At 66.3% G+C, this 12,889-nt stretch carries 13 protein-coding genes; 6 read left to right on the top strand and 7 right to left on the bottom strand.

The genetic code is table 11. The annotated features are described in order from the left end of the window. Positions 1 to 4 precede the first annotated feature (4 nt). The 5 genes from trpD to lexA all read left to right on the top strand — a co-directional run bounded on the left by trpD (position 5) and on the right by lexA (position 4,387). Positions 5 to 1,027, top strand: a complete 1,023-nt coding sequence (trpD, locus tag ShzoTeo12_RS07285; protein ID WP_318911913.1) for an anthranilate phosphoribosyltransferase — start codon at positions 5 to 7, stop codon at positions 1,025 to 1,027. 8 nt (positions 1,028 to 1,035) lie between these two features. Beyond that, positions 1,036 to 1,851, top strand: a complete 816-nt coding sequence (gene trpC, locus ShzoTeo12_RS07280; protein ID WP_318911911.1) for an indole-3-glycerol phosphate synthase TrpC — start codon at positions 1,036 to 1,038, stop codon at positions 1,849 to 1,851. Further along, positions 1,851 to 2,345, top strand: coding sequence for a cyclic pyranopterin monophosphate synthase MoaC (moaC, locus tag ShzoTeo12_RS07275; protein WP_413251145.1), 495 nt, complete (start codon positions 1,851 to 1,853; stop codon positions 2,343 to 2,345). The genes trpC and moaC overlap by 1 nt, the downstream gene beginning before the upstream one ends. Next, positions 2,345 to 3,568: a gephyrin-like molybdotransferase Glp gene (glp, locus tag ShzoTeo12_RS07270; RefSeq protein WP_318911908.1), complete on the top strand. Its 1,224-nt coding sequence runs from the start codon at positions 2,345 to 2,347 to the stop codon at positions 3,566 to 3,568. Before moaC ends, glp begins: the two co-directional genes overlap by 1 nt. A gap of 93 nt (positions 3,569 to 3,661) precedes the next feature. Beyond that, positions 3,662 to 4,387: a transcriptional repressor LexA gene (lexA, locus tag ShzoTeo12_RS07265; protein WP_318911907.1), complete on the top strand. Its 726-nt coding sequence runs from the start codon at positions 3,662 to 3,664 to the stop codon at positions 4,385 to 4,387. Here lexA and ShzoTeo12_RS07260 read toward each other — a convergent pair. Together ShzoTeo12_RS07260 and ShzoTeo12_RS07255 are read right to left on the bottom strand one after the other, a co-directional pair. After that, positions 4,368 to 6,839, bottom strand: a complete 2,472-nt coding sequence (locus ShzoTeo12_RS07260; RefSeq protein WP_318911905.1) for a ComEC/Rec2 family competence protein — start codon at positions 6,837 to 6,839, stop codon at positions 4,368 to 4,370. The two genes, lexA and ShzoTeo12_RS07260, sit on opposite strands and share 20 nt — an antisense overlap. A 51-nt stretch (positions 6,840 to 6,890) precedes the next feature. After that, positions 6,891 to 7,097 carry a hypothetical protein gene (locus tag ShzoTeo12_RS07255; protein ID WP_318911903.1) on the bottom strand — a complete coding sequence of 69 codons (207 nt, stop codon included), beginning with the start codon at positions 7,095 to 7,097 and terminating at the stop codon, positions 6,891 to 6,893. A gap of 48 nt (positions 7,098 to 7,145) precedes the next feature. Here ShzoTeo12_RS07255 and gltA point away from each other — a divergent pair, with 48 nt between their 5' ends. Continuing rightward, positions 7,146 to 8,435: a citrate synthase gene (gene gltA, locus ShzoTeo12_RS07250; RefSeq protein ID WP_119256371.1), complete on the top strand. Its 1,290-nt coding sequence runs from the start codon at positions 7,146 to 7,148 to the stop codon at positions 8,433 to 8,435. Positions 8,436 to 8,465: 30 nt separating this feature from the next. Here the strand turns inward: gltA and lpxB are convergent, their stop codons facing one another. The 5 genes from lpxB to lpxD are packed head-to-tail and all read right to left on the bottom strand — an operon-like array spanning position 8,466 to position 12,879. Further along, positions 8,466 to 9,644, bottom strand: a complete 1,179-nt coding sequence (gene lpxB / locus ShzoTeo12_RS07245; RefSeq protein WP_318911899.1) for a lipid-A-disaccharide synthase — start codon at positions 9,642 to 9,644, stop codon at positions 8,466 to 8,468. A gap of 5 nt (positions 9,645 to 9,649) precedes the next feature. After that, positions 9,650 to 10,519 carry an LpxI family protein gene (locus ShzoTeo12_RS07240; RefSeq protein ID WP_318911897.1) on the bottom strand — a complete coding sequence of 290 codons (870 nt, stop codon included), beginning with the start codon at positions 10,517 to 10,519 and terminating at the stop codon, positions 9,650 to 9,652. A 5-nt stretch (positions 10,520 to 10,524) separates the two neighbouring features. Further along, a complete protein-coding gene (gene lpxA, locus ShzoTeo12_RS07235) occupies positions 10,525 to 11,340 on the bottom strand; it encodes an acyl-ACP--UDP-N-acetylglucosamine O-acyltransferase (RefSeq protein ID WP_318912394.1) in 816 nt (271 codons plus the stop codon). Beyond that, on the bottom strand, positions 11,337 to 11,804 hold the full coding sequence (gene fabZ, locus ShzoTeo12_RS07230; protein ID WP_119259219.1) for a 3-hydroxyacyl-ACP dehydratase FabZ: 468 nt from the start codon (positions 11,802 to 11,804) through the stop codon (positions 11,337 to 11,339). The genes lpxA and fabZ overlap by 4 nt, the downstream gene beginning before the upstream one ends. Continuing rightward, positions 11,797 to 12,879 carry a UDP-3-O-(3-hydroxymyristoyl)glucosamine N-acyltransferase gene (lpxD, locus tag ShzoTeo12_RS07225; RefSeq protein WP_318911895.1) on the bottom strand — a complete coding sequence of 361 codons (1,083 nt, stop codon included), beginning with the start codon at positions 12,877 to 12,879 and terminating at the stop codon, positions 11,797 to 11,799. Before lpxD ends, fabZ begins: the two co-directional genes overlap by 8 nt. Between the last annotated feature and the right edge of the window lie 10 nt (positions 12,880 to 12,889).

Genomic DNA, 12,889 nt, shown 5'->3' with positions numbered 1-12,889 from the left:
CCGCATGTCCGATCTGAAACCCTATATCGCCAAGGTCGCCACCGGCGCCGCGCTCGATCGCGAGGAGGCGCGCGGCGCCTTCGAGATCATCATGTCGGGCGCCGCCACGCCCTCGCAGATCGGCGGCTTCCTGATGGCGCTGCGCGTGCGCGGCGAGACCGTGGACGAGATCTACGGCGCCGTCGGCTCCATGCGTGCCCGCATGCTGCCGGTCGACGTGCCGGCGGACGCCATCGACATCGTCGGCACGGGCGGCGACGGCGCTGGCACCTACAATATCTCGACGCTCGCGGCGATCATCGTCGCGGGCGCCGGCGTTCCCGTCGCCAAGCACGGCAATCGGGCGCTCAGCTCGAAGTCGGGCACCGCGGACGCCCTCTCCTGCCTCGGCGTGAAGCTTGATATCGGCCCGGCCGAGATCGCCCGTTGCGTGCACGATGCCGGCCTCGGCTTCATGTTCGCCCAGCTGCATCATTCGGCGATGAAGCATGTCGGTCCCTCGCGCGTCGAGCTCGGTACGCGCACCATCTTCAACCTGCTCGGCCCGCTCTCCAATCCCGGCGGCGTCAAGCGCCAGCTCCTCGGCGTCTTCTCGCCGCAATGGCTGGTGCCGATCGCCGAGGTGATGCGCGATCTCGGCTCGGAAAGCATCTGGGTCGTGCATGGCGAGGGCCTCGACGAGATCACCACGACCGGCACCACGCAGGTTGCCGCCCTCGAAAACGGCAAGATCCGCACCTTCGAGCTGACGCCCGCCGATTTCGGCCTCGCGCAGGTGAAACTTGACGACCTTCGCGGCGGCGACGGCATGCACAATGCCGCCGCCCTCCTCTCCGTGCTCGGCGGCGCGCACATGCCCTACCGGGACATCTCGCTCGCCAATGCCGCCGCTTCGCTGGTCATTGCCGGCAAGGCGGAGACGCTGGCGGAGGGCATGAAGCTCGCCACGCAATCGCTGGAAAGCGGCCGCGCCAGCGCCGCACTGGAACGCCTCGTCGCGGTTTCCAACGAGGGACAGGCGGAGTAGGATTGGCCATGACCGACATCCTCAAGAAGATCGAAGCCTACAAGCTGGAAGAGATCGCCGCCGCCAAGGCGCGTGTCGCCCCCGCCGAGCTTCGCGCCCGCATCCGCGACCAGGAGCCGCCGCGCGGCTTCTTCGCCAGCCTCAGGGACCGGAAGGCCGAAGGCCGCTTCGGCCTCATCGCCGAGATCAAGAAGGCAAGCCCCTCCAAGGGCCTCATCCGGCCGGATTTCGATCCGCCGGCGCTCGCCCGGGCCTATGAGGCCGGCGGCGCGGCCTGCCTTTCCGTGCTCACCGACACGCCGAGTTTCCAGGGCGCTCCGGAATTCCTGACGGCCGCCCGTCAGGCCTGCGCCCTGCCCGCTCTGCGCAAGGATTTCATGTTCGACACCTACCAGGTGCTGGAAGCGCGCGCCTGGGGCGCGGACTGCATCCTCATCATCATGGCCTCGCTCAGCGACGATGCCGCGAAGATGCTGGAGGACGCCGCCTTCTCGCTCGGCATGGACGTGCTGATCGAGGTGCATGACGAAGCTGAAATGGAAAGGGCGCTGAAGCTGAAATCCAAGCTCGTCGGCGTCAACAACCGCAACCTGCGCACCTTCGAGGTCGACCTCGCCGTTTCGGAGAAACTCGCCGGCATGGTGCCGGACGACCGGCTGCTCGTCGGCGAAAGCGGCATCTTCACCCATGCCGATTGCGAACGCCTCGGCAAGGTCGGCATCTCAACCTTCCTCGTCGGCGAAAGCCTGATGCGCAAGGACGACGTGACCGCCGCCACCCGCGAGCTGCTGACCGGCAAGGCCGGCATGCTGGCAGCCGAATGATGGCTGGGGACGGCCGGACGCTCACCCATATCGACGCTTCCGGCGAGGCCAACATGGTGGATGTCGGCGACAAGGCCGAGACGGTGCGCGTCGCCGTCGCCGAAGGCTTCGTGCGCATGGCGCCGGCCACCCTCGACCTCATCCTCAAGGGTGACGCGAAGAAGGGTGACGTGATCGGCACGGCGCGCCTTGCCGGCATCATGGCCGCCAAGCAGACGTCGAACCTCATTCCCCTCTGCCACCCGCTGATGCTGACAAAGGTCGCCGTGGACATTCGCGAGGACCGCACGCTGCCGGGCCTGCGCGTCGAGGCCATGGCGAAGCTCACCGGCCGCACGGGCGTCGAGATGGAGGCGCTGACGGCCGTCAGCGTCGCCTGCCTCACCATCTACGACATGGCCAAGGCCGCTGACAGGGAGATGGAGATCGGCGGCGTGCGCCTGCGCGAAAAATCCGGCGGACGCTCGGGCGATTACAAACGCGGAGATGCCTGATGTCCCTCCTGCCCGTTTCCGATGCCCTCGACCGTCTGCTTTCCGCGGCAAGGCCCGTGCAACGGACGGAGACGGTGCGTCTGCACGAGGCTGCGGGCCGTGTGCTCGCCGAGGACGTCGCCGCTCGCCTCACCCAGCCGCCCTTCGACAATTCCGCCATGGACGGCTACGCCGTCCGCCATGAGGACATCGCCGAACTCGGTTCCGTCCTCAAGGTCGTCGGCACCTCCGCCGCCGGCCATGCCTTCGAGGGGGCGGCAGGTCCGGGCGAGGCCGTGCGCATCTTCACCGGCGCCCCTTTGCCCGCTTTCGCTGACACGGTTCTCCTGCAGGAAGACGCGGAACGGCTGGAAGACGGCCGCATCCGTACCACTTTCCTCACGCCGAAGGGCCGCCACATCCGTCCGCGGGGCCAGGATTTCTTCGAGGGCGATATCGTGCTGCGCGCCGGCGACGTGCTCGATCCCGGCCGCCTGACCGTCGCCGCCGCGATGAACCATGCAACGCTCGCCGTCTATGCCCGCCCGCGCATCGCGGTCCTGGCGACCGGCGACGAGCTCGTGCCGCCCGGCGCATCCCCCGGCGCAAGCCAGATCATCGCCTCCAACACCTACGGCGTCTCGGCCATCGCCTGCGAGGCCGGCGCGGAGATCGTCGATCTCGGCATCGTCGGTGACGACAAGCAGGCTATCCTCGAAGCGGTGCGCAATGCCCTGTCGCTCGATATCGACGTGCTGGTGACACTGGGCGGCGCCTCCGTCGGCGATTTCGACCTCGTCCAGCCGGTGCTCGGCGAGGCCGGCATGGAACTCGACTTCTGGCGCATCGCCATGCGGCCCGGAAAGCCGCTGATGGTCGGCCGGCTCGGCCCGGTCCAGTTCGTCGGCCTGCCCGGCAATCCCGTCTCCAGCATGGTCTGCTCGCTGCTCTTCCTGGAGCCGCTGGTCCGCCGCCTCGCCCACCTGCCGCCGAAGAGCCGCCTGCACAAGGCGATCGCCGCCGTGCCGCTCCGCGAGAACGACCACCGGCAGGACTATGTCCGCGCCCGCATCGCCCGCGGCCCGGCCGGCGAACTCCTCGTCACGCCCTTCGACAAGCAGGATTCCTCGATGATGAAGATCTTCGCCGAATCCGAGGGGCTGCTGATCCGCGCGCCGCACGCGCCCGCCGCGGACGCCGGCACCCCTTGCGACGTCCTCCTCCTGCGCGAGCCTGCCGCCTGAGCGGCATTATTGTTTCAGCGGCCCCTTGCGGAACACATATGGAACAGATAGTGTCTGTTCTGGATTTGTTTCACGATTCTCGATGGGGATGCCATGCTGACGCGCAAACAACAGGAACTCCTGCTGTTCATCCATGAGCGTATGAAGGAATCGGGCATTCCGCCATCCTTCGACGAGATGAAGGATGCGCTGGACCTTGCTTCCAAGTCCGGCATCCACCGTCTCATCACGGCGCTCGAGGAGCGCGGCTTCATCCGCCGCCTGCCGAACCGGGCGCGCGCGCTTGAGGTCATCAAGCTGCCGGAAGCCTATTCGCCGAGCCTCCAGCCCCGGCGCGGCTTTTCCCCCGCCGTCATCGAGGGCAGCCGCGGCAAGCAGCCTGCGCCGGCCGCCGCCCCGCCACAACGCACCTCGCCGCAGGCCGAAATGGCCTCTTCCGTCTCGGTGCCCGTCATGGGCCGCATCGCCGCCGGCGTGCCGATCTCCGCCATCCAGAACAACACGCATGACGTCACCGTCCCGGCCGAGATGATCGGCAGCGGCGATCACTATGCGCTGGAGGTCAAGGGCGATTCGATGATCGAGGCCGGCATTCTGGACGGCGACACGGTCATCATCCGCAGCACTACCAGCGCCAATCCGGGCGAGATCATCGTGGCGCTGGTCGACGACGAGGAGGCGACGTTGAAGCGCTTCCGCCGCAAGGGTGCCTCCATCGCACTCGAAGCCGCCAATCCGGCCTACGAGACCCGCATCTTCGGCCCTGACCGCGTCAAGGTCCAGGGCAAGCTGGTCGGCCTCATCCGCCGCTATCACTGAGCAGCGCGACCGTTTCGAAACGGTCGGTGCGCCAGTCGTAGGTTCGGTGCCGTGACCAGGGGCGGTCGAGCGTTTCGACGGCTCCCGTGAACGCCGCATCGCCGAGCGCCTGGGAGACGGAATCCGTCGCCGGCCTGATTTCGAGGGCACCGGTCCTTCTCAGGTGCCGCGCGGTGACGAGCCTTGCGCCGGAGCGGCAGGCATCGAGCCGGAGGGCGAAGGGCACGACGACTAGGTCGGCCCCGTCGCAGGCAAGCCCCAGAAAGGCGGTGTCCTCCAGCGTAACGATCCGCCAGCCACTCGGCGAGACGGCGGCGCAGAAAGCCTTCCTTTCGCAGACGAAGCCGTTTTTCCGTTCTGCCGTCTCCAGCGCCGCGATCAGGGCGGCCTCTGCCTTCCCGCGGTCGGCCTTCCGGCGCGGGCGCTTTTGCGGTGACGTATCGGCCGGTTCTTCTTTCACCTGTTCGATCGTCAGGCCGGCCGTCGTCCGCATGTCCGGTTTCACGATCTCGCCGAGCCGGAGCGCCCTTCGCCACTGGTCGTAGATGAAGCCGGGCGGGCGCGTGCGGTTCGCCGCCACCCTGCCGTCACTGAGGAAGGCGACGAGGCGGCCGTCCTCCGATACCAGGACCTCCGGGTGCGGGCGCCCCTCCGGCCAGCAGGCAACGCCGATCCCGACGAGGACGAGCGCCGTTCCGGCATGGCGCAGCCGCGTGCGCAGGATGCAGAGCAGGCCGCCGCCGACGCCGATCAGCAGGAAGGCGAGCGCCGGGATGCGGCCGATGACGATCTCCCCTTCCCAGCCGGCCACCCATTTCGACAGCGCGATCATCCAGTCGATGCCCTTGCCCATGATGGCGAAGGGAATGGCGTCGAGCCCGAAGGGCATGAGCAGCACCGCCATCATGCCGAACGGCATGACGATGGCGCTGATCACCGGCATGGCGAGCAGGTTTCCGGCGAGCCCGTAGGCGGGAATGCGATGGAAATGACCGATGGAATAGATCAGCGTGGAAAGGCTGCCGATCATCGAGGAGAGAAGCAGCCCGCCGAGGAAGCGCCCGACCGAACCGCCGAAGAGCTGGAACGGCCCTCCCCGTCGCTCACGCCGGACCGGCCGCTCGCGCCAGGCCGCATAGCCTGCGACGAGGCCGAGCGTTGCCGCATAGGACATCTGGAAGCCCGGATTGGTGACGGCCGAGGGCGTCACCGCCAGGATGAGGATCGCCGAGATCGCCACATTGCGCAGGCTGATCGCCGAGCGGCCGAAAAGCACGGCGATGAGCATCACGCAGATCATGATCCATGAGCGTACCGCCGAGATCGCGCCGCCCGAGACGAGGATATAGAGCGTCACCATGACAAGCGCCCCGACGGCGGCGATCTTCTTTGCCGGATAGCGCTCGGCAAAGCCCGGAACGAGCGCCATCGCCATGCGCGCGCCGACAAGGAAGGTGCCGGCCGCGAGCACCATGTTCAGGCCGGAAATGGCAAGCACATGGGCAAGCCCGGCCTGCCGCAGCGCCTCCACCGTATCCGGGCTGATCGCCCGCTGCTCGGCCGTCACCAGCGCCGCGGCGATCGCCCCCGCATCGCCGCCGATACGGCCCCGAATATGCTCGGTCAGGTTGTCCCGCCAGATCGCGATCTCCTGCAGGATCCTGACGTCCCATCCGGCCTCGCCGCCCGCCACGGCGATCGGCGCGCGATAGAAATAACCGACGGCGCCGTTGCCGGCGAAATAGGCATCGAAGGCGAAATCGTTGAGGCCGACAAGCGCCGGCCCCGACGGCGGACTGATCCGTCCCCGCCCCTCGATGCCGCTGCCGATCGGGATCGGCGCATGCTTCATCCGCGCCAGCATGGTCACGACGCCGGGCGCGCGCTTCAATGCCGGATCGCGGGTGGCTTCGACCGCGATGCGATAGCGGATCGCGCCGCGCTCGTCGCTCTCACGCGACAGCACCCGGCCAACGACATCCGTCGTCACCGGCGCATCCAGCATGACCGTGTCGAGCCGGGCGCTTTCGATGGCCGCAAAGAGCATGCCCGCGGGGACGAGGAAGGCAGCCGCGGCGGCGAGCGCCGCCCAATCCTCCCGATGCCGCAGTCGCCAGGCGGGCCAGATCGTGACGCAGGCCGAAAGGACCATGGCATGCAGCGGCGGATCGGTTGCGGCCACATACCAGAGCGCCGCCCCTATCCCGAGAAAGACGGGAACGAAGAGGAAGAAGTGCCCGTAGGCCCGCTCGGCGGCGAAGGCTTCCGTGATGGCCCGCTCGCCGCCCAGTTCCACCAGAAACCGGCGCATCTTTCGGAAGAAGGAAGCAAGCCGCAGACGAAGGCGTGGCCTTTCCGCCACCGATACCGGCAAGGCGCCGTCGTCGATGGCCACGCGAAAGGCGTAGGCCTCCGACGTCTCCTTCCGTTCCGCGACTTTCCCCTCGGCCATGGCATCGGCCCCGCTTCCCCTCGCCCATCATGCAATCGAACAGGGAAATCTTCAATCGGCAGTAGGCTTGCCAAATGCTAAGCAAGACAGAAAGGATGCCCCCTCCATAATCTGCAAAGCACCCTCAAAAGTTGCTTGCAACTTCATGGAAAGGGTAGATATTGCGTTGCCGGAAAGCCTGTTTCCGCAATGCACAATTTGCCTTTCGTCGTGCTTGGCAGAGGCGGTGGAATGGGCTAGCAAAACGAGCATGTTCATGGGTCGGCACGGACCTCGTGCCACCATTGGAAACAACGGAGGATCGTTATGACAGGAACAAGCGCGGATGTATCGGTCGGTGGCAAGTCAGTCGAGTTGCCCACCCGGTCCGGTACGATCGGCCCCGATGTGATCGACATCGGCACGCTGTACAAGAATACCGGTACCTTCACCTACGACCCCGGTTTCACCTCCACGGCATCCTGCGAATCGAAGATCACCTATATCGACGGTGACGAAGGCGTGCTGCTGCACCGCGGCTACCCGATCGAGCAGCTCGCCGAGCACGGCGACTTCCTCGAAGTCTGCTACCTGCTGCTCTACGGCGAACTGCCGACCAAGGCGCAGAAGGACGATTTCGACTACCGCGTCACGCACCACACCATGGTTCATGAGCAGATGTCGAAGTTCTTCACCGGCTTCCGCCGCGACGCCCATCCGATGGCCGTCATGTGCGGCGTCGTCGGCGCGCTCTCGGCCTTCTACCACGACTCGACCGACATCACCGATCCGCACCAGCGCATGGTCGCTTCGCTGCGCATGATCGCCAAGATGCCGACCATCGCCGCCATGGCCTTCAAGTACCATATCGGCCAGCCCTTCGTTTACCCGAAGAACGACCTCGACTATGCGTCGAACTTCCTGCGCATGTGCTTTGCCGTTCCGTGCGAGGAATATACCGCGAACCCGGTTCTCTCGCGCGCGATGGACCGCATCTTCATCCTGCATGCCGACCACGAGCAGAACGCCTCGACCTCGACCGTTCGCCTCGCCGGCTCCTCGGGCGCCAATCCCTTCGCCTGTATCGCGGCCGGCATCGCCTGCCTCTGGGGCCCGGCCCATGGCGGCGCGAACGAAGCGGCGCTCAACATGCTGGCCGAAATCGGCTCCGTGGATCGCATCCCGGAATATATCGCCAAGGCCAAGGACAAGAACGACCCGTTCCGCCTGATGGGCTTCGGCCACCGCGTCTACAAGAACTACGACCCGCGCGCCCGCATCATGCAGAAGACCACGCACGAGGTTCTCGGCGAGCTCGGCATCAAGGACGACCCGATGCTGGAAGTCGCCATGGAGCTCGAGCGCATCGCGCTGACGGACGACTACTTCGTCGAGAAGAAGCTCTATCCGAACATCGACTTCTATTCCGGCATCACGCTGAAGGCGCTCGGCTTCCCCACCACCATGTTCACGGTGCTCTTCGCCCTCGCCCGCACGGTCGGCTGGATCGCCCAGTGGAACGAGATGATCGAGGACCCGGAACAGCGCATCGGCCGTCCGCGCCAGCTCTATATCGGCGAGCCCAAGCGCGATTACGTGCCGGTCTCCAAGCGCTGATCGCAGCGAAAGCCAGACAAAAAAGCCCGGTCAGTTTCGACCGGGCTTTTTTGTTGCGAGAAGATCGAGGATCACCGCCGCGCCGGTCTCTCCGGGCGGCCGCTCCGTCTGCATGCGCGCGTGGACGAGGTCGTAGCCCTCCAGCATGGCGCGCCGCTCCGTCGTGTCGGCCGAAAGCCGCTCGAACCAGCGCGTCAGGACGCCGGGGCGCACCTGCTCGTTGAGATATTCCGGCACGACGGCATAGTCGGCGATGAGGTTGGGAATGGCGGCCGTCCAGACCTTCACCCTGCGCAGGAAGATATTGGCAATCCAGTCGAAACGGTAGGTGGACACGACCGGCACGCGGGCCAGCGCGAGCTCCAGGATGACCGTTCCCGACGCGGCGATCGCCGCATCGGCGTCGGAGAAGGCCTGCCATTTCTCTTCCGTCGTTATTGTGATCTGCGGCGGGTTCGGCCAGTCCGCCGTCAGGCGCCGGACGAGCGCCTCCTGCCGCGGCACAGTGGGCAGGAGAAAGCGCATGCCGGCGTGCCGCGCCGAAAGCTCCGCCGCCATCTCCCCGAAGACCGGCAGCAGCCGGCTGATCTCCGTGCTGCGCGAGCCAGGCAGCAACAGGCAGGTCTTCCCGCCGGCTTCACCGGTGCTGCGCGCAAGGCGCGCCGCGCGTACCCGCTGGATATCCGCGTCGGCGATCAGCCGGTGGCCGACATAGGTGGTTACCGGGCCGCCGAGCTGCTCCATCGCCGCCGGCTCGAAAGGCAGCAGCGCCAGCACGCGGTCGACATAGGCGCGCATGCGCGGCGCCCGCTCTTCCTTCCAGGCCCAGACGCTGGGGCAGACGTAGTTGACCACAGCAAGATCCGGCAGGGCCTTGCGCACGCGCCGTGCGACACGATGGGTGAAATCCGGGCTGTCGATGATGACCAGCAGATCCGGCCGGGCTGCGACAAGCGCGTCCGCCGTCTGGCGGATGCGGCGCAGCAACGACGGCAGGCGTTTCAATACTTGGGAAATGCCCATGATGGAGAGCTCGGAGAAATCGAACAGCGACTTTAGCCCCTGCCGCTCCAGCGCCTCCCCGCCGACGCCGACGAGCTCGATCCTGCCGTCATGGGCCGTGCGCAGCGCCGCGATCAGGTCGCCGCCGAGCAGGTCTCCGGAGACTTCCCCGGCGATGATGCCGACCTTGATCGTTTCCGCGGTCATTGCCTTCACTCCGATCTTTCCGGCAGGATGCCCGTCACGAAGAGACCGCCGGCATCCGCCTCCGCGACAAGCGCCTCGCGCTCCAGGATCAGCGAGCGGCCCGCCTCGACGGCGATGCCGGCAAGCCCGGCCTCCTTTGCCCGCCGCAGCGTTTCAAGGCCGATCGACGGCAGGTCGGCCCTCAGATCCTGCCCCGGCTTGCAGAGCTTGACGAGAACGCCCCTGCGGCGCTGCGAAATGCGGCCGGCGGCGCGAAGCTGCGCCACGCGCTCCAGCATGCCGTCCGTGCCCTCAGCACCTTCCAAGGCCACCACGCGGCCGCCCACAGCGACAGCGCCCTGCCCCACGTCGAGCCGGCCGAGCGCCAGCGCCGCCATGGCCGCGGCCGTGATGTCCGCCTCGGCCGCCGCATCCGGCTTAATGCCGCCGAGCGGCCCCTCGCTGCCGAGAAGATCGGGCACGATTTCATGCGCGCCGACGACCCGCACCCCTTCCGACTCGATCAGCCGGATGACCATCTTCAGAACGGCGTCGTCGCCGCCCTTCAGCAGCGTGCGGACGACGGACGGCACGGCGAGCAGCGCCTTGAAGGGCGCATGGATATCGCGCCATTCCGGCCGGCGGCGCACCCAGCCCGACAGCACGGCGCGGCCGATGCCGTGCCGGCGAAAGGCATTGCCGATGCCGGCATAGTTCCCGATGGAAATGACCTCATGGTCGAAGCCCGACCAGTCCTCGCCCGATTCGTTGGTGAGAGCGAGGATATAGGGGCTTTCCCCCCGCGCGCGGGCCGCATCCGCGACATAGCGCGGCAGCATGCCGCCGCCAGCGATGATGGCCAGCCGGTCGCGCACTTCGGGCCGGCTCTCAACCATGCCGGTCAGCCCTTGCCTCGGTTGGGAGAAGAAAGCGCGCGGTCGCTTTCAGCCGCGATGAAATCGAGGATCTGCATGACGGGAACGCTGTTCGCGTATTCATCGCGGATGGCCGCCGCATTGACGCGGATGGAGCCCTCGCCTTCGAAAATCTGCTTGAAGGCGCGGCGGACCTCGTGGATCGTCGCCTTTTCCATGCCCGCACGCGCCATGCCGACGACATTGAGGCCGCCCAGAATTCCGGGATTGCCGTTCAGCATGCCATAGGGGATGACGTCGTAGGATACGGCCGAAAGGCCGCCGATGAAGGCCTGGCGGCCGATGCGGGTGAACTGGTGCACGGCCGAGCCGCCGCCGAGAATGACGCGATCCTCGACCTTCACATGGCCCGCCAGCATGACGTTGTTCGACAGGATGATGTGGTCGCCGAGAATGCAGTCATGCGCGACATGCGAATTGGCCAAGAAGAGATTGTGATTGCCGACGATCGTTTTACCGCCACCTTCGGTCGTGCCGGCATTCATCGTCACGCCTTCGCGGATCACGCACATCTCGCCCACATCGAGCGTTGTCTCCGCGCCGTCGTGGTGCACGCTCTGCGGATCGCCGCCGATGACGGCATTGGGGAAGATGCGCGTGCCGCGGCCGATGACGGTGCGTCCCGTCACCACCACATGCGTCAGAAGCTCCACATCATCCTTGAGAACGACCTTGGGCCCGACATGGCAGAAGGGACCGACGACGACGTTCTCACCGATGACCGCTCCGTCCTCGATGACGGAGAGCGGATGGATCTTCGCACTGGCGGCAATCATTTTCAGGCATCTTCCTTTTTCACGATCATCGCGCCGATATCAGCTTCGGCGGCAAGTTGCCCGTCAACTTTTGCGTCGCAGTGAAACTTCCAGATATTGCCGCGCTGCTTCTGCTTGGTGACGTGGAATTCCACGCGGTCCCCCGGCACGACCGGCTTGCGGAAGCGGGCATTGTCGATCGTCATGAAGTAGACGAGGTTCGAGCCGGTACCGGCCTTGCGCGCGCAGATCGCGCCGGCCGTCTGGGCCATGCCCTCGACGAGCAGCACGCCGGGCATGATCGGATGGTCGGGGAAATGGCCCATGAAATGCGGCTCGTTCACCGTGACGTTCTTGATGCCGACAGCCGAATCGTCCCCATCGATCTCGATGATCTTGTCGACCATCAGAAAAGGATAGCGATGGGGAAGAAGCTTCAGGATCTCGCGCAGGTCGGCCACGCCGAGCGTTGTCTTGGTCTCGTCACTCATCCTTGCCACCCTTCTTCTTTTCACGAGCGCCCTTTTCACGGGCATTGGCACGCATGGCCATCTCCGCCACGTCGCGCAGGAAATCGCGCATGGGACGCGCGGGAATGCCGCCATATTTCTCGCCGGGGGGAATGTCGCCCACCACGCCGCTCATCGCGGCGATCTGCACGCCGTCGCCGATGCTGATATGGCCATTGATACCGGAGGCGCCGCCGATCATCACACCGTCGCCGATCCGCGTGCTGCCGGCGATGCCAACCTTGCTGACGATGCCGCAATGCCGGCCGATGCGCACATTGTGACCGACCTGGACCTGATTGTCGATCTTGGTGCCCTCGCCGATCACCGTATCGTCCATCGTGCCGCGGTCGATCGTCGTGTTCGCGCCGATCTCGACATGATCCTGGATGATGACGCGGCCGATCTGAACGATCTTGATCATGCCCGGCTTGAGGCCCGGCGCGTAGCCGAAGCCGTCCTGGCCGATGCGGGCGCCCGGATGGATGATGACATTGTTACCGACGAGCGCGCACTGGAGTGTCGCGCCGGCGGCAATCGTACAGTTGCGGCCGATCCTGACGCCCGGCCCGATGATGGCCCCCGGTCCGATCTGCGTACCCTCGCCGATCTCCGCCCCCTTGCCGATCACCGCCATGGGCTCGACCGTCACATCGGCTTCAAGCCGCGCCGTCGGATCGACATAGGCACCAGCGGCAACGCCGCTCGCAGCCGAGGTCATTGCCTCCGGACGCATGGCGACCGGATGCAGCAGCTCACCGGCAATAGCGAAGGCGGTATGCGGGCGCGCAGAAACCAGGACGGCAATATGCGCCGGTATCAGCGATACCAGCGCGCGATCACAAAGGATCGCCGTCGCCTCGCTCGTCTCCAGCTCGGCGCGCATCTTGCGGGAAAGGATATAGCAGAGATCGCCGTCCTTCGCCCGGGCAACAGGCGATACGCTGCGCACGACACGGTCGGCATGCGCAGCATCGGCAAGCTCCGCCCCAAGCGCTACCGCCAGGTCTCCCAGACGAATGCCGTCATGGGGCGGAAAGAACCAGCTATGCTCCATCGTGGCACTC

It is taken from the genome of Shinella zoogloeoides, from assembly GCF_033705735.1.
GTDB classification, from domain to species: Bacteria; Pseudomonadota; Alphaproteobacteria; order Rhizobiales; family Rhizobiaceae; genus Shinella; species Shinella zoogloeoides_A.
Note: the sequence above shows the minus strand (reverse complement) of the source record. Positions and strands in the feature narration are given on the sequence as shown.

What these genes read in the sequence shown, in the direction of transcription:
- trpD (WP_318911913.1), top strand. Translation starts at nt 5, where the DNA reads ATGTCCGATCTGAAACCCTATATCGCCAAGGTCGCCACCGGCGCCGCG.
- trpC (WP_318911911.1), top strand. Translation starts at nt 1,036, where the DNA reads ATGACCGACATCCTCAAGAAGATCGAAGCCTACAAGCTGGAAGAGATC.
- moaC (WP_413251145.1), top strand. Translation starts at nt 1,851, where the DNA reads ATGGCTGGGGACGGCCGGACGCTCACCCATATCGACGCTTCCGGCGAG.
- glp (WP_318911908.1), top strand. Translation starts at nt 2,345, where the DNA reads ATGTCCCTCCTGCCCGTTTCCGATGCCCTCGACCGTCTGCTTTCCGCG.
- lexA (WP_318911907.1), top strand. Translation starts at nt 3,662, where the DNA reads ATGCTGACGCGCAAACAACAGGAACTCCTGCTGTTCATCCATGAGCGT.
- ShzoTeo12_RS07260 (WP_318911905.1), bottom strand. Translation starts at nt 6,839, where the DNA reads ATGGCCGAGGGGAAAGTCGCGGAACGGAAGGAGACGTCGGAGGCCTAC.
- ShzoTeo12_RS07255 (WP_318911903.1), bottom strand. Translation starts at nt 7,097, where the DNA reads ATGAACATGCTCGTTTTGCTAGCCCATTCCACCGCCTCTGCCAAGCAC.
- gltA (WP_119256371.1), top strand. Translation starts at nt 7,146, where the DNA reads ATGACAGGAACAAGCGCGGATGTATCGGTCGGTGGCAAGTCAGTCGAG.
- lpxB (WP_318911899.1), bottom strand. Translation starts at nt 9,644, where the DNA reads ATGACCGCGGAAACGATCAAGGTCGGCATCATCGCCGGGGAAGTCTCC.
- ShzoTeo12_RS07240 (WP_318911897.1), bottom strand. Translation starts at nt 10,519, where the DNA reads ATGGTTGAGAGCCGGCCCGAAGTGCGCGACCGGCTGGCCATCATCGCT.
- fabZ (WP_119259219.1), bottom strand. Translation starts at nt 11,804, where the DNA reads ATGAGTGACGAGACCAAGACAACGCTCGGCGTGGCCGACCTGCGCGAG.
- lpxD (WP_318911895.1), bottom strand. Translation starts at nt 12,879, where the DNA reads ATGGAGCATAGCTGGTTCTTTCCGCCCCATGACGGCATTCGTCTGGGA.